This is a genomic window from Colwellia aquaemaris (genome assembly GCF_057548755.1).
Genome location: NZ_BAAJLV010000011.1, coordinates 25,639 through 52,089, shown reverse-complemented (window position 1 = coordinate 52,089; position 26,451 = coordinate 25,639). Strand labels below are relative to the sequence as shown.

24 protein-coding genes are annotated in these 26,451 nt (G+C 37.6%); 10 read left to right on the top strand and 14 right to left on the bottom strand.

The window, feature by feature from the left end; translation table 11 throughout:
• Positions 1 to 25 precede the first annotated feature (25 nt).
• Positions 26 to 967 carry a bifunctional riboflavin kinase/FAD synthetase gene (gene ribF, locus AC27HL_RS18745; RefSeq protein WP_487082585.1) on the bottom strand — a complete coding sequence of 314 codons (942 nt, stop codon included), beginning with the start codon at positions 965 to 967 and terminating at the stop codon, positions 26 to 28.
• A 108-nt stretch (positions 968 to 1,075) separates the two neighbouring features.
• Positions 1,076 to 2,650 (bottom strand): murein biosynthesis integral membrane protein MurJ, encoded by a 1,575-nt coding sequence (gene murJ, locus AC27HL_RS18740; RefSeq protein ID WP_487082584.1) that lies wholly within the window; start codon positions 2,648 to 2,650, stop codon positions 1,076 to 1,078.
• Positions 2,651 to 3,210: 560 nt separating this feature from the next.
• Here murJ and rpsT point away from each other — a divergent pair.
• The 6 genes from rpsT (at position 3,211) to AC27HL_RS18710 (ending at position 10,565) form a co-directional block, all read left to right on the top strand.
• Complete coding sequence (gene rpsT, locus AC27HL_RS18735; RefSeq protein ID WP_487082583.1) at positions 3,211 to 3,471, top strand: 30S ribosomal protein S20; 261 nt, start codon at positions 3,211 to 3,213, stop codon at positions 3,469 to 3,471.
• Between the two features lie 143 nt (positions 3,472 to 3,614).
• Complete coding sequence (locus tag AC27HL_RS18730) at positions 3,615 to 5,270, top strand: dipeptidyl-peptidase 3 family protein (protein ID WP_487082582.1); 1,656 nt, start codon at positions 3,615 to 3,617, stop codon at positions 5,268 to 5,270.
• 250 nt (positions 5,271 to 5,520) lie between these two features.
• Positions 5,521 to 6,861 carry a M16 family metallopeptidase gene (locus tag AC27HL_RS18725; RefSeq protein WP_487082606.1) on the top strand — a complete coding sequence of 447 codons (1,341 nt, stop codon included), beginning with the start codon at positions 5,521 to 5,523 and terminating at the stop codon, positions 6,859 to 6,861.
• The gene (locus AC27HL_RS18720) at positions 6,848 to 8,236 is read left to right on the top strand and encodes a M16 family metallopeptidase (protein WP_487082581.1); all 1,389 of its coding nucleotides are present in this window, start codon (positions 6,848 to 6,850) and stop codon (positions 8,234 to 8,236) included. The genes AC27HL_RS18725 and AC27HL_RS18720 overlap by 14 nt, the downstream gene beginning before the upstream one ends.
• Positions 8,237 to 8,329: 93 nt before the next feature.
• The gene (locus tag AC27HL_RS18715) at positions 8,330 to 9,937 is read left to right on the top strand and encodes a GMC family oxidoreductase (RefSeq protein ID WP_487082580.1); all 1,608 of its coding nucleotides are present in this window, start codon (positions 8,330 to 8,332) and stop codon (positions 9,935 to 9,937) included.
• 91 nt (positions 9,938 to 10,028) lie between these two features.
• Complete coding sequence (locus AC27HL_RS18710) at positions 10,029 to 10,565, top strand: TlpA family protein disulfide reductase (protein WP_487082579.1); 537 nt, start codon at positions 10,029 to 10,031, stop codon at positions 10,563 to 10,565.
• Here AC27HL_RS18710 and AC27HL_RS18705 read toward each other — a convergent pair.
• Complete coding sequence (locus tag AC27HL_RS18705; protein WP_487082578.1) at positions 10,558 to 11,706, bottom strand: tetratricopeptide repeat protein; 1,149 nt, start codon at positions 11,704 to 11,706, stop codon at positions 10,558 to 10,560. The genes AC27HL_RS18710 and AC27HL_RS18705 overlap by 8 nt on opposite strands.
• Before the next feature lie 377 nt (positions 11,707 to 12,083).
• Between AC27HL_RS18705 and AC27HL_RS18700 the strand changes: the two genes are divergently transcribed.
• Positions 12,084 to 14,234 (top strand): M3 family metallopeptidase, encoded by a 2,151-nt coding sequence (locus AC27HL_RS18700; protein ID WP_487082577.1) that lies wholly within the window; start codon positions 12,084 to 12,086, stop codon positions 14,232 to 14,234.
• 71 nt (positions 14,235 to 14,305) lie between these two features.
• On the opposite strand, the gene AC27HL_RS18695 is transcribed toward AC27HL_RS18700, so the two are convergent.
• The 6 genes from AC27HL_RS18695 to AC27HL_RS18670 all read right to left on the bottom strand — a co-directional run bounded on the left by AC27HL_RS18695 (position 14,306) and on the right by AC27HL_RS18670 (position 19,049).
• A complete protein-coding gene (locus AC27HL_RS18695) occupies positions 14,306 to 14,743 on the bottom strand; it encodes a DUF3010 family protein (RefSeq protein WP_487082576.1) in 438 nt (145 codons plus the stop codon).
• A 100-nt stretch (positions 14,744 to 14,843) separates the two neighbouring features.
• Positions 14,844 to 15,620, bottom strand: a complete 777-nt coding sequence (locus AC27HL_RS18690; protein WP_487082575.1) for a tRNA-uridine aminocarboxypropyltransferase — start codon at positions 15,618 to 15,620, stop codon at positions 14,844 to 14,846.
• A 156-nt stretch (positions 15,621 to 15,776) separates the two neighbouring features.
• Complete coding sequence (locus AC27HL_RS18685) at positions 15,777 to 16,580, bottom strand: DUF2884 family protein (RefSeq protein WP_487082574.1); 804 nt, start codon at positions 16,578 to 16,580, stop codon at positions 15,777 to 15,779.
• A 199-nt stretch (positions 16,581 to 16,779) separates the two neighbouring features.
• Positions 16,780 to 17,934, bottom strand: a complete 1,155-nt coding sequence (gene zapE, locus AC27HL_RS18680; protein ID WP_487082573.1) for a cell division protein ZapE — start codon at positions 17,932 to 17,934, stop codon at positions 16,780 to 16,782.
• Positions 17,935 to 18,030: 96 nt separating this feature from the next.
• Positions 18,031 to 18,240, bottom strand: coding sequence for a cold-shock protein (locus tag AC27HL_RS18675; RefSeq protein WP_487082572.1), 210 nt, complete (start codon positions 18,238 to 18,240; stop codon positions 18,031 to 18,033).
• A 296-nt stretch (positions 18,241 to 18,536) separates the two neighbouring features.
• On the bottom strand, positions 18,537 to 19,049 hold the full coding sequence (locus tag AC27HL_RS18670) for an RNA methyltransferase (protein WP_487082571.1): 513 nt from the start codon (positions 19,047 to 19,049) through the stop codon (positions 18,537 to 18,539).
• Positions 19,050 to 19,228: 179 nt separating this feature from the next.
• Between AC27HL_RS18670 and AC27HL_RS18665 the strand changes: the two genes are divergently transcribed.
• Together AC27HL_RS18665 and lepB are read left to right on the top strand one after the other, a co-directional pair.
• Complete coding sequence (locus AC27HL_RS18665; protein ID WP_487082570.1) at positions 19,229 to 19,843, top strand: hypothetical protein; 615 nt, start codon at positions 19,229 to 19,231, stop codon at positions 19,841 to 19,843.
• 154 nt (positions 19,844 to 19,997) lie between these two features.
• Positions 19,998 to 20,663 (top strand): signal peptidase I, encoded by a 666-nt coding sequence (gene lepB, locus AC27HL_RS18660; RefSeq protein ID WP_487082569.1) that lies wholly within the window; start codon positions 19,998 to 20,000, stop codon positions 20,661 to 20,663.
• A gap of 64 nt (positions 20,664 to 20,727) precedes the next feature.
• On the opposite strand, the gene AC27HL_RS18655 is transcribed toward lepB, so the two are convergent.
• Positions 20,728 to 22,509 carry a thiamine pyrophosphate-dependent enzyme gene (locus AC27HL_RS18655; RefSeq protein ID WP_487082568.1) on the bottom strand — a complete coding sequence of 594 codons (1,782 nt, stop codon included), beginning with the start codon at positions 22,507 to 22,509 and terminating at the stop codon, positions 20,728 to 20,730.
• A 264-nt stretch (positions 22,510 to 22,773) separates the two neighbouring features.
• Between AC27HL_RS18655 and AC27HL_RS18650 the strand changes: the two genes are divergently transcribed.
• Positions 22,774 to 23,553, top strand: a complete 780-nt coding sequence (locus AC27HL_RS18650; protein ID WP_487082567.1) for a peptidylprolyl isomerase — start codon at positions 22,774 to 22,776, stop codon at positions 23,551 to 23,553.
• A 70-nt stretch (positions 23,554 to 23,623) separates the two neighbouring features.
• On the opposite strand, the gene nudC is transcribed toward AC27HL_RS18650, so the two are convergent.
• The 4 genes from nudC to hpf all read right to left on the bottom strand — a co-directional run bounded on the left by nudC (position 23,624) and on the right by hpf (position 26,139).
• The gene (gene nudC, locus AC27HL_RS18645; RefSeq protein WP_487082566.1) at positions 23,624 to 24,622 is read right to left on the bottom strand and encodes an NAD(+) diphosphatase; all 999 of its coding nucleotides are present in this window, start codon (positions 24,620 to 24,622) and stop codon (positions 23,624 to 23,626) included.
• Positions 24,615 to 24,974 (bottom strand): winged helix-turn-helix transcriptional regulator, encoded by a 360-nt coding sequence (locus AC27HL_RS18640; protein ID WP_487082565.1) that lies wholly within the window; start codon positions 24,972 to 24,974, stop codon positions 24,615 to 24,617. The genes nudC and AC27HL_RS18640 overlap by 8 nt, the downstream gene beginning before the upstream one ends.
• Before the next feature lie 131 nt (positions 24,975 to 25,105).
• Positions 25,106 to 25,519, bottom strand: a complete 414-nt coding sequence (gene arfB, locus AC27HL_RS18635) for an alternative ribosome rescue aminoacyl-tRNA hydrolase ArfB (RefSeq protein WP_487082564.1) — start codon at positions 25,517 to 25,519, stop codon at positions 25,106 to 25,108.
• A gap of 263 nt (positions 25,520 to 25,782) precedes the next feature.
• Positions 25,783 to 26,139: a ribosome hibernation-promoting factor, HPF/YfiA family gene (gene hpf, locus AC27HL_RS18630; protein ID WP_487082563.1), complete on the bottom strand. Its 357-nt coding sequence runs from the start codon at positions 26,137 to 26,139 to the stop codon at positions 25,783 to 25,785.
• Positions 26,140 to 26,451 lie beyond the last annotated feature (312 nt).

Sequence of the window (26,451 nt, the reverse complement as noted above, 5' to 3'; positions counted from 1 at the left end):
AGTTTTTTTCTTTACTTAATCTTATTCAAGTTAAGCTTTGCACATAAGTGCGAGCTTGTTCTGTATCTATTGCAATTTGCTGGGTTAATTCAGCTAGCGAGTTAAATTTTTGTTCGCTACGTAACTTATTTAACATCACTACTTCAATAACATCGCCGTACAAATTGTTATCAAAATCAAAAATATGTACTTCTAATTGTTGCCTAATTCCTGCAACAGTTGGTCTAGAGCCAATGTTAGCAACACCAAAATGGTGACCAAATTGGCTTTTAACCTGCACCGCATATACACCTGAAACAGGCGAAACACGACGTTTTAATCTAATATTTGCGGTAGGAAAACCCATTTCACGGCCACGTTTATCGCCATGAAACACTTTTCCAATAATAGAGTAAGCGCGCCCTAACATAGACTCTGCGCCAGTAAGATCGTCTTGCTCTAATCTCTCTCTTATTGCGGTGCTGCTTATTCTGCAGCCTGCAAGTTTATGGCTAGCGGTATCTGTTACGGAAAAGCCGAATTTTTCACCCGCTGTTTTTAACATCGAAAAATTACCTTGGCGATTTTTGCCAAAATGAAAGTCGTCGCCAACAATTAAATGTTTTATCGCGAGGCGCTTTACCAGTAATTCTTCAATAAATATTTCGGCGCTTAGACTAGCAAATTTTTTATTGAAATTGATACAAATTAATCTATCAACCCCTAACTTTTTTAATAGCGAATATTTATCACGTAGTCGGCATAACCTTGCCGGCGCAGTTTCAGGTGAAAATAACTCTTGCGGTTGTGGCTCAAATACAAGAACAGCAGCCTCACAATTTAGCTCTTTTGCTTTGTTAACAAGAGCTGAAACCACTTGCTGATGCCCTAAATGCACCCCATCAAAATTGCCTATGGTTAATACACATCCCTGACGACTTTTATCGTCATTAATCTGCATATTGTGAATGCCACGTGTTAATTGCATGAACCTACTAAACCCTACTGCCGACATTCATTTGCTATCGAACAATTCATAAAAGAATAAAAACCGACAAATTATATCTCAGTCAGCTGTAAGAATCAGCCCTTAGTGTTAGTTATTTTGCGCGATTTTTATATCAGAAATACGAATACCTAATAATAACAAACAAGCAAAGTAGCTAAACATTCCAACGGTGATACAAATAATAAGTTGCCAAACTTGCTCGGCAAAACTTAACGTTAGCCAAAATTCAAATGCTGGCGACAAATAGTAAACCACAGCAGCCATCACCATAGCTGACATAATTAGGCGTAAAATAAACCACCAAGTATTTTTCGATAATTGAAAAACATTGGCAGTTTTTAGCCCATGATAAAGCATCATAGCATTTAGCGTCGCCGACAAGGTTGTCGCTATTGCCAAGCCAACATAGCCAAAAAATGGCGCTAGCATTAAATTAAATGCCATATTCGCAACCATAGCTTTAATTGCTATTTTTACTGGGGTTTTAGTATCTTGACGCGAATAGTAAGCTGGTGCTAATACCTTAATAAACATAAAGCTCAATAAACCAGTAAGATAAGCAAATAACGCATACGAAACTTGTATCACCTCAACTTGATCAAACGCACCACGCATAAATAGCACCATAATAATTGGCTGAGCGAGCACCATTAACCCCGCTAAAGCAGGCCAACCAAACAAGGAAACGATTCTCAGCCCCCAATCAATGGTATCGCCAAATTCTTGGTTATCTTTCTTAGTATGTAATTTTGATAGACTAGGTAGTATGACCGTTGCAATACCAATACCAAATAGCCCTAGCGGGAATTCTAATAATCGGTCAGCGTAATACAACCAACTGATAGAGCCAGTTACCAACATACTAGCAATAATAGTATCGAGTAATAGATTAATTTGCGTAACGGAGACACCAAACAAAGCAGGAATAATCAGCTTACGAATTTTAGTAACGCCCGGCGCATGCCATGCCCACTTAGGTTTAACTAAAGCACCAGCTCGATAAAGAAAAGGGATCTGAAAAGCAAATTGAATAAAGCCACCTAAAAATACCCCCCAAGCCAAAGCGAAAGCGGGGTCGTCCATTAACGGTGCTAAATAAATCGCACAAGCGATAATACCGACATTGAGTAGAACTGGTGTAAAGGCTGACACAGCAAAGCGGCCATAAGTATTTAAAATAGCACCTGATAAGGCAGTAATGCTGACAAACCAAAGATAAGGAAAAGTTATTTTTAATAAGGTGCTAGCTAGATCAAATTTAGCACTAGAAGGCCCATCAGACAACCAATCTAAAAACCAACCAAAGCCAAATAAGGCCACAAAAATTGGCGACGCTATCATGCCAAATAATGTTACTAAAGTGATTATTACGCCTAAAGTACCTGATACTTGTGCAATAAGTTTACGGGTATCATTTCTACCCTGCTCTTCATCAAGAGTATGATATTCACTGAGTACCGGAACAAAAGCTTGTGCAAATGCACCTTCAGCAAATAAACGACGGAAAAAGTTTGGTATTTTATTGGCAAAGAAAAATACATCGGCTGATGCGCCAGCTCCCATAACATTAGCGATAATAACATCACGCACCAAGCCAAGAACACGCGAAATTAATGTCATAGCACTGACAATAACTCCTGATTTAATTAATTTTTTACTCAATCGACTCAATCCTATTTGTCAAAACACTAGCAGTCATGCGTAATTAGTTAGGGCACGTTGTTTTTTTTATTTAAACTTTGTTCTCGATAAAAGCGTTTTTATCGTAGTGAGTAATGGCAGCCTATTCATTCTAAGCAAGTACTAATCAACAAAGAGTAAAACGCTTTTAGCCGAATTTTCGAACAGCATTTGCGGGCATTTTACGGCGCTTTCGCTTTTTTGTGTGGAATAAGCACATGGCAAGAACTCTATCTACCTTGCATAAATGACCGCCAAACAGCTACAAAAACAATCTCGAAGATCAACAGCCTTTAGTTGCAAGTTATATTATGCGGCTTATACGATTTGATAAACAAGCATTTAATAACAATAAGGCAAGAGTTTTACTTCCAACTTCCAATTAAAAACTTTAGAATACGGCTATTGGTTTTATATACATAAACGGGTAATTATCCGAACTGTCAAATTAAAGCAGTAATTTGTTTGACAAACCAGTTAAAAACAGGCATATTTCGTCGCCTTAAATTTAGGCTATATTTATTCAATTTTAGGAGTTCACCTTGGCTAACTCAAAGTCTGCTAAGAAGCGCGCATTACAATCTGAAAAGCGCCGTCAACACAATGCAAGCCGTCGCTCAATGATGCGCACTTTACTTAAAAAAGTAATTGCTGCTATCGAAGCCGGTGACAAAGAAAAAGCATCTACAGAATTTGCTGCTGCAACACCGGTTATCGATCGTTATGCAAGCAAAGGTCTTATTCACAAAAATAAAGCTGCTCGTAGCAAGAGTCGTTTAAACGCTGCTATTAAAGCGCTTTAATTTTTGTAAAGAATTAAAAAGCCGGCTTTTGCCGGTTTTTTTATACCTCAAATTTGCTCAAACTTCATTTTATCGTTCTAAGACCTTGCGCTTACCCGTGATTTTGTTAGTCTCTAGCCGGTATTTAAAAAGAGAAACAAAACATGAAACTTTCAAAAATTGCATCTTTGCTGCTCATAACAGGCACACTTTCAGCTTGTGGTGGCAATAATGAACCAACAAACTCTTCAACGGTTAACTTACTTCCCGAATATCAAAATCGTTTAGACATATACAAAACCGTAACATTGACTGCAGATTTGTCTCATTTATCCGACAACCAAAAGCAAATGTTATCCCTACTTATTGAAGCTTCAGACATCATAGACGGCCTATTTTGGCAACAAGCATTCGGCCAAGACAAAACTAGCTTTTTAGCGTCTATTAGTGACGAAAAAGTACGTGAGTTTGCTCGCATAAACTATGGCCCTTGGGATCGCTTAAATGGCGACAAAGCATTTTTAACCAACACTAAAGCAAAAAGCCCAGGTGCCCAGTTCTATCCTAGCGATATGACGAAAGCGGAATTTGAACAAGCAACATTTCATGATAAGAATGGTTTATATTCTCTTGTTCAACGCAATGAAAATGGACAATTAAGCAGCATAGCTTTCTCAGAAGCATATGCTGATGAAATTAATCGTATCGCGGTAATTTTAGAAAAAGCGGCCAGCTTTGCCGACAATAAAGAATTCTCCAAATACCTTAAAATGCGCGCTAAAGCAATTCGTAGCGACGACTTTCAAGCATCAGACTTTGCTTGGATGGATATGAAAACTAATCCTATTGATATCGTGATTGGCCCTATTGAAACCTATGAAGATCAATTATTTGGTTATCGTGCTGCATTTGAGTCGTACGTATTAATTAAAGATATGTCTTGGAGCGAAAAACTGGCAAAATATGCTGAATACTTACCTGAGTTGCAACGCGGTTTACCAGTTAGTAAAAAATATAAAGCTGAAGTGCCTGGCTCTGATGCTGATTTAAATGCCTATGACGTAATATACTATGCCGGCCATTCAAATGCCGGCGGTAAAACTATCGCCATTAACTTACCAAACGATGAAGAAGTACAATTGAAAAAAGGTACACGTCGTTTACAGCTTAAAAATGCCATGCGCGCAAAGTTTGATGCGATCATGACACCAATAGCTGAAACGTTAATTGTGCCAGAACAACGTAAAAACGTTACCTTTACCGCATTTTTTGCTAATACCATGTTCCATGAAGTTGCTCACGGTTTAGGTATTAAAAATACTATTAATAACAAAGGCACCGTGCGCCAATCATTAAAAGAACATGCTTCTGCATTAGAAGAAGGCAAAGCTGACATTTTAGGGCTTTATATGGTTCGTCAGCTTTTGGCTAAAAATGTTATCACTGAAGGTACTCTAGAAGATTATTACACGACATTTTTAACCGGTATATTTCGTTCTGTGCGCTTTGGTGCTAGCTCTGCACACGGTAAAGCTAATATGGTGAGATTCAACTACTTTGCTGAACAAGGTGCGTTTGCTCGTAATGAGCAAGGTTTATATAAAATTAACGTTGAAAAAATGACAGCAGCAATAAATTCGCTATCTGAATTGATATTAACTTTACAAGGTAATGGTGATTACGACGGCGTTGACAAACTTGTTGCTAAAAGCGGCGTGATTAAAGCTGATTTAGCGAGTGATCTTGCAAGCCTAGAACAGGCAAATATCCCCGTTGATATTACATTCAAGCAAGGCAAACAAGTACTGGGCTTAAAGTAAAAAAAAACTTTGCTTACTTTGATAACAGCTTAAAGAAAAATATATGTAACATCTAAAGGCTAAACATCTGTTTAGCCTTTTTTTGCGTATTGTGTTTAAAAGTTAAACATATTCATTTCAAATATAATAAAAGTCTTTTTTTACAATTACATCCTGCAAATCTTCTTGATCACACCACCTTATTAACATAGCATTAACAACTCAAAATTATCTATAGGCTAATTGGAGTTAACCTATGTATCTAACCAAATTGAAATCAGCAGTAATACAATTAATACTACTGATTTCTTGTTTTTCTAGTACAAGTTTCGCAATAACAACCGCCGATGATGTAAACACCTTTACTCTTAAAAACGGCATGAAAATCATAGTGCTGGAGGATAATTCTATTCCAAATGCAAATATGTATTTATTTTGGAAAGTAGGATCTCGAAACGAAGTACCCGGCATCACCGGTCTATCACACTTTTTTGAACACATGATGTTTAATGGTGCAAAAAAATATGGGCCAAAAATGTTTGACCGCACCATGGAAGCCGCAGGTGGTTCAAACAATGCATATACGAGCGAAAATTTAACCGTTTATACCAATTGGTTTCCAGCTGAAGCCATGGAGACCATTTTTGATTTAGAAGCCGACCGTATCGCCAATTTAGCAATTGAAAAAGCTAGTGTTGAAAGCGAACGTGGCGTAGTAACTTCTGAAAGAACTACAGGCCTTGAAAATTCGAACTTTAGATCTATTTGGCAGGAAGTAAAAGGCGCAGCTTTTAGAGCTCACCCTTATAGTTGGTCAGTCATTGGCCATGCCTCTGATATTGAAAGCTGGACACTCGATGACTTAAAAAAATACCATGCAACCTACTACGCCCCAAATAACGCAGTAGTCGTTATTGCGGGTGATGTTACAACCGCAGAAGTTAAAAAGCTTGCCAAGCAATATTTCGAACCTATTCCTGCACAGCCTGCACCACAAGAGGTTCGCACTGTAGAGCCAGAACAAAAAGGTGAGCGTACTGTCTATGTTCATAAAGCATCAGTAACTACGCCAAATATTATGTTTGCTTACCATGTGCCAAATACGCAGCACCAAGATTATTACGCGTTAGACATTTTAAATGACATTTTAGCAACAGGGCAAAGTTCACGCTTATACAAATCTCTTATTGACGAGCAGCAAATAGCCAGTGATTTATTTACTTACCTACCCGAAAGTATTGACCCAAACTTATTCTATATTTACGCAGTAGCAGCCAAAGATGTGAGTGCAGATACGCTGAAAAAGGCAGTAATAAAAGAAGTGAATAACATTATAAAAAATGGTGTTACCGCGCAAGAGCTTGAAAAAGTGAAAAATACCAAGCTAGTAAACTTTTACCGCACTATGGCGACAATTAATGGTAAAGCCAATACGCTAGGTTCATATGAATTATATTTTGGTGATTACCATCAGTTATTTTCGGCACCAGAAGAGTATAACAAAGTCACGGTTGCTGATATTCAACGAGTCGCAAAACAATATTTAATAAAATCAAACCGCACTGTCGGTATTTTATCTTCAGAAAAGGACAGTAACGATGCGGATTTATAATATTTTAACTACCTTAGCAGCTTTTTGTCTGCTATTTATTTCAAAACAAGCCAACGCGAGTTACACCCTACCAGAATATCAGAAAGTTACCTTAGATAATGGTTTAACTGTTTATTTAATGGAGCAACATGAAGTGCCACTTATCGACGTTAACATTGTTGTTAAAGCGGGCGCAATTAATGACTCTATGTCAGGTTTAGCTTATTTAACTGCTGAAAATTTACCTTTAGGCACGAAACAACAATCGAAAGCGGAAATAAATGCCGCGATCGACTTTATTGGCGCCACTGTGTCTGCTACAGCAGGCACAGAGTCTTCCTATCTAGAAAGCTCTTTTGCCAAGAAAGATCAAAAAGCTATGCTGAAACTACTTAAAAACATCATCATCAATCCTAAATTCGCTGCTGATGAGTTTGAAAAAAAGAAAAAGCAGCATTTGCTTGCCTTAGAGCAAAGTAAAGAAAGTCCAAAATCTGTAATCAACAATTACGTAAAAGCTATGGTGTTTGAACAGTCTAGTTACAATGTAATAACAACAGGGAATACTCACTCAATCACACAAATTAACGTGAACGATATAATAGCATTCCACAAAAAGTGGTATCAGCCTGCCAATAGTGCCATTGTTGTAGTTGGTGATTTTGAAAGTAAAAAAATGCTACAACAAATAAAGTCATTGTTTTCAAGCTGGACAAACCACTCTACGCTAGCACCCAATGCAGTTGTACCGCCTAAGCCACTAACCTCTGCAAAAGTATTATTAGTGAATAAAGATGATGCTATTGAATCAACATTTGCTATTAGCGGTATAGGTATTGCGCGTAATACACCTGACTTAGTTGGAGTTTCAGTCATTAATACGATTTTGGGCGGTCGTTTCACTTCCTGGTTAAATGATGAGTTGCGGGTAAATTCAGGTTTAACTTATGGCGCAAGAAGTAACTTTGTTCATTATAGTCAATCAGGCAGCTTTACCATATCAAGTTTCACAAAAACGGCGACAACAAGCGAAGCAATTGACTTAGCATTGAAAACGTATCATCGCTTATGGGATAAAGGCATAGACGAAGCAACACTTGCCTCTGCAAAAGCCTATGTCAAAGGTAAATTTCCACCAAAATTTGAAACATCTCAAGATTTAAGCCACTTGCTGGGACAAATGTATAGTTATAATTTTGACGAAAGTTATATCAACACTTTTGAACAGCAAGTTAATTCGTTAACCCTTGCCAAAACTCAGCAACTTATTAATCAGTATTTTCCAAAAGAAAACTTACAAACGGTTATTATTGGTAAAGCATCAGAGTTAAAAGCTATAGCAGCCAAATATGGTGAGGTAAAACAAATTAATATTAAAGATATCGATAATCACTAACCCGCTTCGCACTTGAATAAATAGTACTTTTATATCATAGTGGTCAGACTTGTTAAGACCATAATAATAAAAAGTTAATATAAAGGTACTAGTGTGAAAACGTTTGATTATGTCATTGTTGGGGGCGGCTCTGCAGGCTGTGTTTTAGCCGATAAATTATCAGCCTGTGGAAATTATAGTGTTTGCCTGCTTGAAGCAGGCAAAGAAGACAAAAGCTGGTTAATTCATTTGCCTATTGGCATTATTGGCTTAATGCGCGACCACACATTAAATTGGCATTTTAACTCCCACCAAGAAAAAACCTTAAATAACCGTGAGATATTTACGCCAAGAGGTAAAACGCTCGGCGGCAGTAGTTCAATTAATGCCATGCTATATGTTCGCGGACAAAAACAAGATTATGATCATTGGCATAGCTTAGGCAATCAAGGCTGGAGCTATGAAGAAGTATTGCCTTACTTTAAAGCACTAGAACATCAAGAACGTGGTGCTAACGATTATCATGGCATAAATGGGCCATTAAATGTTGCCGACTCAGTTTCAAAGCCTACAATTAATGAAGACTTTATTCAATCGGCAATTGCTGCAGGCTACCCCGCCAATGAAGATTTTAATGGCGCCGAACAAGAAGGCATTGGCTACTTTCAAGTCACACAAAAAGATGGCTTACGACATAGCGCAGCAAAAGCATTTTTAACACCAAATCTGCACCGAAAAAACCTAACGGTAATAACCCAAACACAAGTTGAAAAAATTCTTATTGAAGATAATGTTGCGACTGGTGTTAGTTACAAACATAAAGGTACACTAAATACAGTTATTGCTAATAATGAAGTTATATTAAGTGCGGGTGCCATCAATTCTCCACAAATCCTTATGCTTTCAGGGGTAGGTCCCAAATCTGAATTAGAGAAACATAATATTCCACTCATTCATGAGCTTGAAGGTGTTGGTAAAAATTTACAAGATCATGTTGATATTCTTAATGTTGCTCAGCATCAGCGTACTGAAGTATTAGCATACCGTCCTAAGGCGTTATGGTGGGGCGCAAAAGAAGCGATTAAATTCTTTACTAAACGCGCAGGCTTACTGACCACTGTGGTTGCAGAAACCGGAGGTTTTATTAAGTCTGAACCGACATTGACAGAGCCTGATTTACAATTGCATTTTGTACCTGCTGCAATGGACGACCATGGCCGAAATCATAAATTGCTTTGCAGTTATGGTATTGCGGTTCATGTTTGTTTACTGCGCCCAAAAAGTCGCGGTAGCGTTACTTTATATAGCAATAACATTAGTCAGCATCCGCGTATTCAGCTAAATATGCTCGACCATCAAGATGATATTGATACTATGATTAAAGGCGTAAAAATTGCCAAAAAAATCCTCTCGACACCGCCATTATCAAATACTCATATTAAATATATTTTCCCAGACGATAGCTGCCAGTCGGATCAAGAAATTCATGAGTTTCTAAAAGAAAAGTGTAATACTATCTATCACCCCGTTGGCACCTGTAAAATGGGCAATGACCAGTTTGCTGTTGTTGACGATAAACTAAAAGTCCATGGCCTTAAAAAACTAAGAGTTGTAGACGCCTCTATTATGCCTACACTTATCAGTGGCAATACCAATGCTCCGACTATGATGATTGCCGCAAAAGCTGCAGAAAAAATATTAGCTGACGCGAATAAGCATTAAAGAATAAAAACAAATTTAATTAAATTTGAAACCAGATAGATGATTGGCAGGTCAAGTTCACTAATCCAATCATTTATTTATGGTGAATTTTTTGAATACCTTTTTAAATAGCAATCTTGTAAAAATAAAAAACTTTGTCAGTGCTAGCTTTCTAATTGTTTTCACTTTGGCATCACAAAATGTCAATGCTAAAACATCAAGTAACGCAGTAGTCGCTCCAATTGCGCCAGCTTGGCAGCTAAAAACTCAATCAGGGGAAGAGATTTCTTTAGCGCAATTTCAAGGACAAGCCGTTATTTTACATTTTTGGGCAACTTGGTGCCCATATTGTAAAAAGCTACAACCAAAATTAGTCGAGCTTGAAGAAAAATATAGAGAAAAAGGCGTTAAAATCGTTGCCATAAGTTTTAATGAGGATGAAGGAGCATTACCCCAAGATGAACTGACCGCACGTGGCTACGGCTTTATCACGGCGGTAAATGGCAATGAAGTCGCAATGCGCTATGGCGTAAAAGGCACTCCGACAACATTTTTTATTAATAAAAATAACCAAGTAATTTTCAAGTCAACTAGCTCAGATGTTACTGACCCCCGCTTAGAACTTGCCACAAAAGAAATCGCTAAATAGCTGCACTTAGTTGGTAAAGCTTTTTCTTATATTGTCGTTTTTGCTTTGGCTCATGTAGCCAAGGTAAAGACTCTTGCAATGTTGAAATTGCCAACGACTTTCTACCTTGAAGTAAATACACTTCATGTAGTTCCAAATAAGCTTGCTTTACATAAGGAGCAAGCTTGATAGCTTTGCGATAGAATTTCTCTGATTCATCTAGTTCATTTTGAGACCTAGCTAACTGGGTCTTTTCCAACCAATGATATGGATTTGGATCATAGATATTTTCTATCTGTTTCTTAATTTTCTGCACTTCCGCGATACGTCCTTGTTGTCTTAATAAATTAACATAGTTATCTAAAACACTAATATTAACATCAGAACTTTCCATTGCCGCTAAGTATAAACGCTCTGCAGTTACTTCATCTCCCTGTCTTTTATGAAGTAGCGCCAATAAATTCATAGCAGAAGCGCTTTCGTTATCTAATTGATAAGCCTGATTTGCATAAGCAAAAGCCTTGTTTAAATCGCTTTCAATATAATACTCTGCCGCTTTATTAATATAATACATGGCAATAAAACGTGTTGTATTAACTGTTTTAGAACGAATATTGCCTTCCTGTGGAAAGTAATCAATTAAAATAGCGGGACGATTTAGATAAATATAGTTTTCTTCTGGAATAAAACTAGGATCATATAAAAGAGATTGCACATGGCTTGATGATAAAATGACATTACCATGCTTTTCATACATAGGTAGTGAGTGCATTTTTCGATAAGCCATTTCAACACCAACTAAGCGAGAAAATGCCGTTGTTAATAAAGCTAAACTCATACAATTACCACTGTTATTTAGCATTGCCTTGCTAGCGATATAAGTTTTACCATAGTAGGTGAAATTACTTAGATTATTTTGTAAAAACCGTTCAATAACTTCATGCGGTAAATAGCCTTTTGACGTTTCTAGCTGATAAAAACTCGAAAATTCTTGTTGCTGCACTTTTGTTAAAGAAAACAATTCTTGCTCTGAGGCTACTGGTTCAAAGGCAAATAAAGTGGTATTTAAGTTAATAGCCTTACTCTTTGCCATAGGTTTCTCAACGCTTGAACAACCTATGGTCATGGCTAAAAACATAGCTAACAGCCAATGTTGTTTCATTAACATCATCCCCCCCTTATGCCAAAAGACACTTCAATAAATCTCAAAGAAAATGTTGAATTATGTAGTCAAACTCCAACTACAACTACAACTACAACATACGAACTCTATCGTAATACAATGTACAAAATAAAGACTTATCTTGTCCATATTTTTAAACACTCTATAAGTTTAGCTTGATTTAAGACATGCTGATTCAGTGTCATGATATCTTAACGCCAATAACCTACAACTCATCCCAATTTAAGCAAACGACTCTTGTACCAAGGCCTATCGCGACATAGAATCGATACCAGCTTACAACCAATGCTTTATTAAAGTATTGTTGCAAATAAACCTTATAATCCAATATGGATATACTAATAAGAGGTCATTTAATGAAAACTCGTTATCTAGCACCGCTAGCAATTGCCATTGCTTTAGCCGGCTGCCAACAAAATAACACATCGGCAAACGTCGCTCAGGTAGAACAAAAAGTAGTTAGTACTGCCAACAACCCCTTCTTTGCTGAATACGATACCCCTTATGGTATTCCACCGTTTGATAAAATTAAAAAAAGCGACTACTTACCCGCTTTTTATCATGGTATTGAACAAAATAAACTCGAAATAGATGCTATTACTAAAGTACGTTCTCGTCCAACATTTGAGAACACCATTGTGGCTATGGAAAAGTCTGGCGACTTTCTAAATAAAGTCAGCAATACCTTCTATGGTTTAACAGGCTCAATGTCTGATAAAGAAATGCGTGCAATCGCGAAAGAAATATCGCCTAAACTTTCAGCATTAGGAGATGACATCGCCCTTAACGACGCTTTATTCCAACGCGTTAAACAAGTTTATGATCGAAAAGATCAACTTGAATTACGCACAGACCAAATGCGCCTATTAGAAAAAACTTATAAAAGTTTTGTACGCGGCGGTGCTAATTTAAATGATGCAGATAAGCAGAAACTACGTGAATTAAACGAAAAACTTAGCGGCCTCAGCTTAAAGTTTGGTGAAAACTTGTTAGCTGAAACTAATAGTTTTGAGATGGTTATCGACAATAAAGCCGACCTTGACGGTTTACCTGAAGATATCATCGCCGCTGCAGCAGAAACTGCAAAAGCTCGTGGCCATGAAGGTAAATGGGTATTTACTACCCATAGACCAAGTAAAAACCCATTCTTAACTTATTCAACAAACCGCAAATTACGTGAAACCATCTACAAGGGTTACACCATGCGCGGCAATAATGACAATGCCAATAATAACCAAGCAATTGCTAGCGAAATGGCCAGTCTTCGTTTCCAAAAAGCACAATTATTAGGCTACAAAACTCATGCTCACTTCGTGCTTGAAAATGCCACGGCAAAAACACCTGAGAATGTTTTTGAGTTATTAAACAAAGTTTGGCCGGCATCGCTAGAGCGCGCTAAAGAAGAAGCCGCTGACATTCAAAAAATGATCGATGCCGAGGGTGGCAAGTTTAAAGTTGCGGCCTGGGATTGGTGGTACTATTCTGAAAAAATTCGTAAACAACGTTACGATATAGATGCATCAGAAACTAAACCATATTTCTCGCTAGAAGCAACACAGCAAGGTGTTTTTTATACCGCGGAGAAACTTTGGGGCGTAACCTTTAAAGAACGTGATGATCTACCTAAGTATCATGAAGATGTACGTACTTTTGAGGTTTATGACCGCGACGGTAGTTACATCGGTATTTTCATGGTTGATCACTACGTACGAGAAAGTAAACGTGGTGGTGCTTGGATGAGCAGCTTCCGTAAGCAATATCGCATGAATGGTAAAGACGTTACCCCAATTATCTACAACGTATTAAACTACCCTCGCCCAATTGGTGACCAGCCAACACTACTTACCTTTGATCAAGCATCAACCTTGTTCCATGAGTTTGGTCATGCTATTCAAGGCTTATTGTCAGACGGTTACTACCGCTCACAAACAGGTACCGCATTACCACGTGATTATGTTGAATACCCGTCACAAGTAATGGAAAATTGGATGACTGAGCCTGAAGTATTAGCAAACTTTGCTAAACATTATCAAACCGGTGAAGTTATCCCTCAAGTGTTAGTTGAGAAAATTCAAGCGTCAGGTAAATTTAATCAAGGTTTTGGTACGACGGAATATCTCGCTGCAGCATTACTAGATATGAGCTGGCATTCATTAGAAACAGCAGATTTGCAAGATGCCAATGAGTTTGAGAAAAACGTCATCAAAGAAATAGGCTTAATTGAACAAATTGCCCCTCGTTATAAAACGGGCTATTACTCGCATATTTTTGCGGGCGGTTATTCAGCGGGTTATTACGGTTATATTTGGTCTAACATCTATGATGCTGACACTTGGTTAGCATTTAAAGAAAACGGTATTTTTGATCAAAAAACAGCAGAGCTTTACCGTAAGCACGTATTAGAAAGCGGTGGCACTGATGACCCAACGGTAATGTATCGTCGTTTCCGTGGTCAAGACCCAAAAGTTGAACCACTATTGGAAAGACGCGGACTTACTAGCAAGTAATCATTGCAGCAAGAAATATCAAAAAGGGTCGCTTATAGCGACCCTTTTCATATCAAAGTTAACAGCTTACATTACTGTAAATATAAGCTACCCTCAAAAAAGCCAAACACTGTTTCAAAGGCCTGTTGTTGATACTGCTTTAAACCTGTGTCACGAAAATCAATATCGATTTGACTACGTGTTAACGATTTCTTAATAAAACTACCTGCCAATATTTCTACCGGTAAGTCTTTAATCAATTGAATGGCGGCTTCTAACTTAAAGCCAACTGGGCCACCTGCAAACTTTCCTTTTAATGCTCGGCCTTTAATAACCACTTTATCAACTTGATAATCTTCCATTAGCTTTGCAAAGGCAAATTGAAACTCCTGAACCTGCTCTGCGTCACTAGCATCAGCAAGGCTAATTTTTTGAACACGCGTTTTTGGTATGTCGTACAACCCGTTTGCTTTTGACATAATGCAGATAATTGCATCGTTACCTTTTAGTTCAACACCACATATTTTCATAAATTAACCTCATCGCTATTGTGTTCGTTATTATAAATTAGATTTAACTAAGCTGCAGTTTTTTCATGCACTTAAATAAGCCTCAATTATGTTTTCTCTACTATTCTTCTTTTAGCCTATTTTCTGCAATTGAAATATCATGAAGTGCAGCAAACTCTTTATAATCAGCTACAGCATTAGGGTTACCTTTATTTTCTTGGCAAACACCTCGTTGATATTGATAACTAAATACATCAAACCATAAATCTAACAAATTGGCGTTAGTTTGCTCTCCTGCCAAGGCCAGAATTTGTGCTGCAACTTCTGCGGTTGCTAGCTCAGTATTATTTGCTGCTAATCGAATTTGATAACGAGAACTTAATGCTGAACCACTTCCTGGTGTGCGAGGCGTAAATGACACCACAGGTAAATGTTGTAAATATGGGCTACGACGAAAAATCTTTTTCGCTTCACGCCAACTACCATCTAGCATGATAAATAATGGCCGTTTGCCTGACTCAACCGCCACTTCATTATCATATATTTCTCTATTTTCACCGGCATATGCTTTTGGAAAAACAATCATAGGCTGCCATTTAGGATCCGCTAATATCGCTAAAACCTCTGGATTCGCCTCTATTCTTGACCATAAATAAGCAAACGTATCAGGGATTAAGTCAGCAATTAGCTTCCCGGTATTACTAGGCTTTAGCACCTCTGTATCATACATCAACAGCAAGAATCCAGCATTTGAGCTAACTTCTGGCACCAATGCACAAATACAAAACTGTTTCGCTAAGCGACACAAGTCACAACGAATAACTCGCTGACCTCTAGATTTGTATGTTGTGGTACTTAAGCTTTGTCGATACTTATGAAGTTTCTGAACTGCGTGCATAAATCAATGGCTAGAAAAATTTTGGCGCTACTGTAACGTGCAGTTTAGCGCTTAGCAATAAAAACATTAGCGATTATAAAAATAAAAAGCGTTAAGGAATAAGCCTTAACGCTTTGATGAATCGTTGACAAATTATCAAGTAGCTAGATTACATAACTAAATTTCATTGTGGCTACTTTTATGGCTTGCAGTGATAAAGTTAAAATCCGCTAATTCATCTATTTCACCTTTTAATTGCTCTTCCATTTCATCAATTAAGATCACTGACTGACATAAGGCTTCACCACGTTTTTCAAGGCCTTCGCCCCTCGCTTCCATTTCATGCTCTATTTGTTGACCAAAGTTTTCCATACGAGATTCAAATGCATCCATATTACCACCAGAAAATAACATTTCTTGACCTACCGCAATCATCAAGCTACCAATAGAGTTTTGAATAGTGGTTTCAACCGCCGACTCTATACGCTGCTCAAACTCGTCACCGAAAAAGTCGTCACCTTTAAAACCATCTTCATCAATATAAAAATCTTTCGAACTATCAAACTCATTATCTACTTCAGTACGAATTGAAGTTAATTGTGTGGTTAAATCAACACTTACATCATTACCCTCACCCAATAACTCATTGAAGGCAAGGTTTACGCCATCTATGGCTAAATCAATAGCGTCTAAAGCGATACTCTTAACCTCCGGAACAACGCCACGAATGTTGTTAGAGTATTCCGTTAGCAAGGATTGTTGACTTCTGGTTAAACTAACTTTTTCACCATTAACGATTAATGTCTCATTATTTACAATGCTATAAAGCGGTGACTTATTTTTTGAGAAGGTAATTTTTTCAGCGCTAATTTTAATGCCACCATTTAGATCAACGTTACATGAATTACTAGAAAATGAATTATCGTGAGCATAGCTTGTAGAACTTGCAATAATTAATGCAGAAGCAATCAAAGTTTTCATATTTACCATCCTTTATAAACCAATCAAATAATGAGCATTGTTTCTCAATGTTATACTTCTTGTTTACAAGTCTGATGCCAATTAATTACTCCTTACTTATCAACAAGTTAAAAACAAACACTTTACTTAGACCTATATTTACAACTAATAATTCGTTAAATAACTTAAAAACTAGTGAAAATAACAACTTTAGAGTCTATCAAGCGTGATAGTTTAATCTTTGCATTTCAAATAATCGCGATTTGCAGCGAGCAAATTCAAATGTTAACTGCTGGCCTTGGTATAAGTCGGCAATATCAACCTCTGCCTCAATAATTAAACGTATGCCTCTATCATATAACTCATCCACTAAGGCAATAAATCGTCTAGCCTCATCATCTAAAGCCCTAAGCTCACCCATCACCACACTACTGCGCTGATAGCCATCTTCAACACCTGAAAATACAGCGGGGAGCAACTCTCCTGAAAATTGCGGTACATTGCTCACCAAAATAACTTGATAGTCATCGGCAAGCTTTATATAGTCGCGTTGACTTCGTGGACCGGAGCATATTGCGCTAAAGTCAAACCAAACGGCATTGTCAGCTTTAGCAATAAAAGTAATATGTCTACCGTGCACCATAATACGACTTTGCCGCTGAACATCTCCGGTTGCAAGTACTTGGAAGAGCCTTTGCATGCCACCGCTTACCCCTTGTTCAAAGTTTTTAATAAAATAATCTCGGTGATGACTGCTGATATTGTCATCATCACTCAAGCGATAATCAACCGGGCCATCGATTGAGATCACTTGGCAGTTTTCATTTATTAATTTTATCGTTGGCAGAAAACGCTCGCGCTGCAGGCCATTGTTGTATAATTGAGATGGTGCGCAATTCGATGTAGCAATCAAAGTAATACCAAACGCAAACATGGCTGACAGTAGCCCAGCCAATAACATAGCATCAGCAATATCATTAACAAAAAACTCATCAAAGCAAAGTATATCAACATCTTTAGCCCAAGATTTTGCTATTCGTTGTAGCGGCGCTTCACAGCCTTTTAAATCATTTAACATGGTATGAACACTTTCCATAAAACGATGAAAGTGTATGCGTTTTTTACGAGTGGTATGCAGTTGTTGATAGAATAAATCCATCAACATGGTTTTTCCTCTACCAACGCGACCATGAAAATAAATGCCACTGATTGGCGCTTCGGCTTTAAAAAGAGAAATTAGTGAGTATAAGCGTTTTCGCCGGCAATTTAGCCTTATCGCTAACGCATCTAGCGCTAAAACGGCATGATATTGCTCAGGGTCGTGCTTCAAAGCTTTACTGTGAAGTAGTTTTGAATATTCAGAGGTTACCGACATAACAATATTTTAGGCATAAAAAAAGGGCAGACTTTCGTCTCCCCTCTTTCAACACTATGTAATAATCTAGCCGGTCAAACCAGCTAAAATTACTAATTAAAGTGCTACGATGTTCTCAGCTTGAGGACCTTTTTGACCTTGAGTTACAGTGAACTGTACTTTTTGGCCTTCAGCAAGAGTTTTGAAACCTTCACCAGAGATTGCAGAGAAGTGTGCAAAAACATCTGGACCAGATTCTTGCTCGATGAAACCGAAACCTTTAGACTCGTTGAACCATTTTACTGTACCAGTAGTTGTATTAGACATTTGTATTATCCTATTTATTCGTAATTGATGCCTTATTATAAGGCGGTTTTCCAGGAAGTGTTGCTATTACTTATTAAACAGGACGAGCTACTGATATAACTGCGAAACTTTGTACATAAATATAGGTCTTACTTTCTAGCTGAGTTGGATTCTATCGACTTTCCGCCAAGAGTCAAGCCGTTTCGCATAAAAGTCACCATTCTCAATATAAAAAGCCCACCCTTGGAATAATTTTGATATTTTGCGGTTCATACCTGTCTACTTAGTCAAGAAACATAAGTAATTCGAAGCATTTTCTAATCGTTCTTAACCTTGACTTTATTGTTAGTATCTCGGCTGGATTTTATTAAATCATCCCCTTTAATGACTTGTGATGACTTAGCCAAACGATCGTATAAAAGCACATTAACACTTGCTGCTAAATTCATACAGCCAATGGTAGGTACATAAACAACGGCATCGGCTCGGTCAATAACATCTTGTGAAATTGTGCCATCTTCAGGGCCGAAAATATAAATAGCATTTTCTGGGTGTTCAAACTCAGGTAGTGCTGTCGCACCTTCAACTAAATCAACACAAATAACCTGTTGCTTAGGCAAGATGTCATCAATTAAACACTCAACGGCATTTAACGGGATTTTTCGCGATGCATCTTTAGTGTCTGTGTGAAACTTTGCGGCTCTAGCATATCGCACACCAGTATAACGTACTTCATTAGCCTGATAACAACCGACTGCCCGCATAACCGCACCAACATTCGATGGGCTTTTAGGATCAGTTAAACCAATAACAACATTTTCTTTTTTCATTTTACAATACTTAGACATGAAATATTTATTCGCGGCAATTTTGCGATGCCTGCCACCAGACTACAAGTAATTATTGACAATGTGCTAAAAAACTTTGCTCTAGCAAGTTAAGTTTGAAAAGTAATTTATTTTCCTTTCTGATAGCATCAAACATAATTACTCATTATTTAGGTTTCAAAATGACAATAAAAACAAGATATTTAACCAGTTTAATCATTGCACCACTCTTTTTATTCTCAAATACAAGTAATGCTAGTGAAGCGCCATTGGTTTCAATTGCCAGCCATGATAGTTTTTTTAGTAGCATTAAAGCCCATTGCGGTAAAGCATACCAAGGCCAAGTAACGGTAGATAACGCTGATGGTGGAAGCTTTAGCAACAAAAAACTCGTTATGCATGTTCGACGTTGTTCTGACAGTAAATTAGAAATTCCTTTTTTTGTAGGTGACGATGCCTCACGTACTTGGATTATTACTAAAACAGGCTCAGGATTATCACTCAAACATGATCACCGTCATCAAGATGGCAGCTTTGATGAAACAACCATGTATGGTGGCCATACTAATGATGCTGGTTGGCCACAAGCTCAGTCTTTTCCTGCTGATGAATATTCCAAACAATTGTTTGTGAAAACTGGAATCCCTCAATCTGTTGGTAACACATGGCAAATGTTTATTTATTCAGATAAGTTTAGCTATCGTTTAGTACGCCAAGGACGGGAATTTCGTGTTGATTTTGATTTAACAAAAGCAATAACACCTCCACCAGCGCCATGGGGTTATAGCGACAAATAAGGTGACTAACGATTCTAAACCTTGTGGTTTTCATTAATCGACATAAATTTTTACAACTATCCTATTTAAAATCACCAATGATTACTGAACTATAAAATAATGTCTTAGTCCAAGGCTAAGTCATTATTTTATTATGTATTTAAAAGGAAATGTAATGAAAGCTACTTTCGCTAATTTTTTTAAAGAGAATAAATCACTACTGCTGTTTATCAGCTTAATGCTGGTATTTCGTAGCGCTGTTGCGGACTGGAATGACGTACCAACAGGTTCAATGAAACCAACCATTGTTGAAGGTGATCGTATTTTTGTGAACAAAATGGCTTACGATTTAAGAGTACCTTTTAGCCAACAAAGCCTAATCAAAATTTCCGATCCTAAGCGCAATGACATTGTTATTTTTGAGTCCAAAATAGCGGATAAAAGGTTAGTCAAAAGAGTCATTGGCATACCTGGAGATACTGTTTCTATGAATAAAAATCAGCTTACAGTGAATCAAGAAGCTGCTAGTTATCAAGTTATTAGCCGTAATAACAATTACGTACTGAGTCAGGAAAGCATCAATGGCCAAAGCCATGTTATTCGCACAAAACTACCAGTTGGCAGTCGTAATTATTCCGCGCGCACTAGCTTTAAAAAGTTTACAGTACCAGATGGGTTTTATTTGATGATGGGCGATAACAGAGATAACAGTGCCGATTCACGCTCAATTGGTTTAGTACCTAGAGAAGAAATTATTGGTCGCTCAAATAAGGTGGCCTTTTCACTAAATTACGACAATTACTTATTTCCACGCAGCGAACGTTTTCTCAAAGCAATTTAGCGTAATTCTTGTTATTAAAGCCCAGTATATTGGGCTTTAATATCCAACATTAAAAAAACCGCTGTTAGCAGGTTAATTTTTGCCATTTTACTATGGCATCACTATGGCCATTTTTTGCTTTTATATATAAATTTAGCAAACGAATTTCATGGCATTGTTTTTCTTCAATGGGTTTAGCTAAAACTTCAATTAACGAGATGCCTGGGCGTTGTATGGTTGATTTAAACTCATGAATAAACTCGCCGCAAGTGCGCACCGTCGACGATTGACCTTCGTAGCCTTTAACAAGATGGTGAACATTAAAGCGTTCATCATTGCAATGGTATATTGCATCATTACCACTTTTTCCTAAATGAAAAACATTGTTACGCATATAAACAATGGTGACATCAGTCTTGTCTTTAAGAAAATGAATTAATTCATTAAGCTGAAAATGGAAACCGCCATCACCTATAATTACCACCGCCCTTTCATCACAGGCATTATCTTGCAGACGCTGTGCCACCACTCGCGCATATGGCAGCGCTGTACCCATAGCGCCATACCAAGGGTTGGTCAACCAGCCTCGACCTATTGAAGACTGTTTAACTTGCAAGCTGTAACTAGAAAAGTATGAATTTCCTACTTCAGGTAAGTAAACTAAAGAGGTGACAATTTCACTTTGCAGTTGGTTTAAGGTATCAGCCAAGTTATTAAAATCGACCTCATCATCAAGGTTTAGCGCTTTAAGTTTTGCTAATGGCAAATTAAATTCGAAGCTTTTTTCATTACGCTGCAAAAGTATTTGAAAAATTTCTATCAAGTCTTGCTCAAGTAAGGTACCACCTTTTAGCAGGGTTTTATTACCAAAGGTTTCAATTTTGTGGGTACCGGTTGCAAAAGCAATGTTACTATCTTGCGGTAAAATACTACTAGCAACATCAATAACATAATCAACCTTGCTTTCAATATACTCTCGGCCAGATGTTTGTGTAAAAACACCATTATAAGCGCCTAAGCATAGTGGTTGGTACTCATCAAGAATACCTTTTGCAAACCAACTTGTTGCATAGGGAATATTAAATTGCTTGGCAAAAGCTAATATCAGCTCTTGAAGCACTTTATTGTGTTTTAACTTGTCGCCTAAATACAGCAAAGGAAACTCTGCGCTGGCAAGCTTTTCAATAATTGCATCTACCACTAAGTCTGCGCCGGATAACACATGTTCGCAACCACATATTTCACCTATGGTATTTGGTAATTGAATAGGTTGAGTTTTTTGAAAAACTTGGTCACGTGGAATTTCTATAAAAACCGGCTGTTTAGTTTTATAAGCATGAGCGACTAATTGATAAAAGCGCTCACCCGCTATATTTGGATGGCCTGGCGCTCGCTGACCTTGCAAACGCTCAACTTTAACTCCTAGTGATGCAAAGGCATTTAAAGCATTATCGTATTCTGTTTTCCATGCTGTGTTAGGATGTAACGTATGATGAATAGCTAAATCATCAACTTCTGCTTCTGCTGGAGCACCGGAAATAAAAACAACAGGTAAGCCTTCAGTTACCGCAAGTGCAGCCGCCGATGTACAAGGCAAACTGCCAACCATATAAGTAGTTAAACAAAAACCAATGCCGTCAATTTCTGCCTGTGCACAAGCAGAAAACCCAGCATGCATTTCATTACTTGAAGGACAAATAGCTATTTTAGGGGCAATTGCCGCAATTAAATTAGCAGCAAAATCACCGCCAACACCATAAATACGCTCGCCACCGAAAAGCTTTATCACATCGATTATTGTATCGCCTAAACTAAGCAAGCTTTCGTTGTAGGCTTTGCCCAAATTCAATTCATATGAAGTCGACACAAACAGTCCTTAAGGTTGTTAAATAAAGAACGAGGACTGTACTAACATTTATTATGCAAACTAGTGATCAAGATCATATTTATCCTCTACTCTGCATATATCGCAACAGCTTAAGTGTTAGAAGATGTTTACAACAAATGTAAAATTATCAAACATAGAATATAAACCTTATATTACTTTTTTCTAATATTAACTCTTGTTGCTTTCTTTAAAAGTAATTATCATCCATGCACTTTATAAACTAACAACAACGTATTTTATTTTATGAATTTACCTAAGGTTTTAAAATTTTCCGCCGCTGCATTCGCTTTTACCAGCATGTCCGCTTCCGCAACCATTGTAGAATTTACTACCTCACATGGTAACTTTAAAGTTAACTTACATGACGAAACTACCCCAGTTACAGTTACCAACTTTCTAAAATATGTGAATGATGGCGACTACAATAACACAGTTGTTCATCGTGTCGTTTCTGACTTCGTCATGCAGGCCGGTGGCTTTAAATATGAAGGCTCTCGCAGCTTAAGTGCGATCCCAACCGATAGCGCAATTCAAAATGAGCCCGTATATTCAAATGTTCGTGGAACCATTGCAATGGCAAAAGTCAGCGGTAATGAACATAGCGCCACGAGCCAATGGTTTATTAATCTTTCTGATAATAGTGGTGGTAGCGCCGCGCTAGATGTGCAAAATGGCGGCTTTACTGTTTTTGGCGAGGTAATTGAAGGTATGGAAAATGTTGAAGCAATTTCTGGCTTACCACTTTGTAGTTCTGTACCTATGCCCAATTTTACTGCTGAACAGTGCGCTGATACCAGCTTTGTTCCGGGCGCTGATAATTTTGTGACAATTATTTCAGTTGATATTACAGATCCAACGGTAAATACTGCCGATAGTTTAACGGCCGTTAAAAACACATCATTACCAACAACACCGCCAACAACACCTGAGCCCCCTAAGTCAAGCAGTGGCGGTGGTTCAATGGCTTGGTTTGGATTAATTTTTACTGCATTGATATCAATTAGACGCTTTTTAAAAAAGTAGCCTAAAGGTAATAATCACAAGTAATATGCAAAAAATTAGAGTAAAAAACAGCCTGCATTTAGGCTGTTTTTTATTTTGATGCAATTTGACCTTGTTTTTCACACCATGAGTCAATTAAAAGCCTTGCGATTGACTCTTTTCTTGGTAGTTTAGGGCCTTCAACTTCATCCCCCCAGTTATTAAATGTTGCTATTTGCTCGGCAGTAAACCAATCGGCGCTACGCAATTCTTCTGGCTCAATGTTAATATCAAGGCTTTTTGCACGAGCCAAAAAACCTAGCATGATCGAATTAGGGAAAGGCCATGGCTGAGAGTCAATATAACTCACTTCCGTCACATTAAGTCCCACCTCTTCGAATACCTCTCGGCTAACGGCTTCCGATAACGACTCTCCAGGGTCAACAAAACCCGCAAGAGTTGAATAAACTTGCTCAGGTGTTCTATGGTGTTCTGCTAATAGACACATGGCTGGGCCGGCTTCAGGCTGATACTCGATTAACATGATCACTACAGGGTCGGTACGCGGAAACTGTTCTTTTTGACATAATTCGTTAATGCATAAACGTCGATGACCACCATCCATTGAGCCAGTTTTTTGGCCACAACTTCCACAGTAAACACTACTTTGATGCCAGTGTATTAGTGACTTCCCATACCCAAGTATTGCACTCTGCTCAGGGCTGAGCAATGAAAGAGAACGTCTAAAATCAATAAATTTTATGTTCTTAACTTTTAATCTTTTGGATAAGCATTCAAGCCATTGCTCAAGCTCATTTTCTTTTAGCCTAGATAGGTCATAAACAAAATGAGCACGGTCTTTTTCTAACCCCAAAAATGTTACATTATCAAACTGACTTTTATGCAATGTTGCAACAACTAAACTATGAATAGACTGTTTATTTACATGACAAGTAAAAAGCTTTAAGTCGATATAAAGAAATTTATCACGCCAGTAGAAGTAAAAATAACTATCATCAGCTGATAGTTTATCATTGAGCCAAACTCGGTTCTTTCTTAAGTGACTTGCTCGTTCTAGCGGCATTTTACAAAATGTTAATTCGCTATTCATTTTCATTCCCTTGTTGAGTTTGCCGCTCGACAAACGTTAATTGCCATTGTTTAGCCCATTGACTTAAAGGTGCAATCACCTGAAAAAGTTCTAAACCGATAGCCGTTAGCTGATAGCCGTCGATATTTCTCTCAACCAAATGGGTTTGTTGTAATTCTTTTAAACGATTAGTTAATAACGTAGGTGAAATATTTTCACAGCTTTGCTGTAAGTCACTAAAACTTAGCGAGCCATGGCGTAATTGCCAAATAATTCCTAACGCCCAAGTACGACCTAATAAATCAAGGGTTGCCATTATAGGTTTACCTGATTTTGAGCCCCTCACCGGGTTTCCAGGAATAGGTAATGACATATAAGTCTCCAAAATATATTTTCAAGCAAAACACGCCCAGCTACACAATATGTAGCAAACTACAGAATATGTAGTTAAATAGCAAGTCATAACATTTAAAAATAATGGCGTTAGAACTAGAGCTTATGGCGTTATAAATTAACTTTTGCCCGTAGCGATTTAGTTTGTCCCTTGCGTTTTTTATTTTCTACACGGCGTTTTTGTGAATTACGGGTTGGTTTGGTTGCTCGACGTTGCTTCTGTACCACCATCGCAGACAAGATAATTTCTTTAAGTCGATTAAGGGCATCATCTTTGTTTTGATCTTGGGTTCTAAAAGATTGCGCCTTGATTATGATAATGCCATCAGCAGTAATACGACTGTCTTGTAGTTTCAATAAACGCTCTTTATAAACCATTGGCAATGTAGAGCGCTTAATATTAAAGCGCAAGTGAATTGCAGTAGCCACTTTATTTACTCGTTGCCCTCCATTTCCCTGAGAACGTATAGCACTTAGCTCTACCTCCCAATCACTAATAGAGACGCTATTAGAAATTTCCAGCACTTTAATAGCTCCTTTTTAATAGCACAGGTCTATTTAGGCAAAAGTTATTAACGTGCTGCCCACTATTGCCTTGTGAGCGAATGGCATTCAATTTAATTTCCCAATCAGCAAGGGTAATACTATTTGAAATATCAAGCATGAGATTTTAATCTGCGATCCAAAGCACTTAAGCAAATAAAATACAATTATATGCCATTCACCATCAGTAAATAAATGACAGTAAAAAAGGAGGCATAAGCCTCCTTGTTATAAATAGTTGGTGCTTAATTCAAGTTCATTTCTTGAACACGCTCATGCGCAATCTCTGGGGCTGTAGTTAGTGGTTTACTATGTAAATTCGCTTTTAATAGACCTTTTCTATGTTTTAATGCCGCGTCTAGTTTTTTCGCTGCTGCTGCGATTGCAGGGTACATAACCGCGTCATTTGCCGATGCCGAAATTCGACCACCTTCATAGGTAGTACGTAACTCAACACTATGCTTATTATGTTCTTGGGATATAATGACATCTAAAGAAATTAATGTAGGAAAATGTGTCGCTATTTTCGAGAATTTTTCATGAATATGTTCTTTGATAGAATCAGTAACGTCGACATGATGACCTGAAAGATTTATTTTCATAGATATTCCTTTTTATTGGTTACTCCATATCAATACTTGGGTCTAAAGAGCAAAAACGCAAGTCAAAGGCAGTATTTTTTAAATTTAATTTTAAGACGTGTTGAACATTTGGGTATGTTTTTGCAGTAGTTTAGTGAACATTTTTACAAGACTCAGCTTAAGCCATGTGGGTATTCTCGACTTTGTTTCCTGAGCTGCTCTCATTTCTGCATCCATGCAGTCACACATAACTAAATGATAACGCAACTAAAATGTTCAATAAAACACTTTCCTTAGAGTACGTTTAAAAGCTCCTTTCATAATCACTAGATT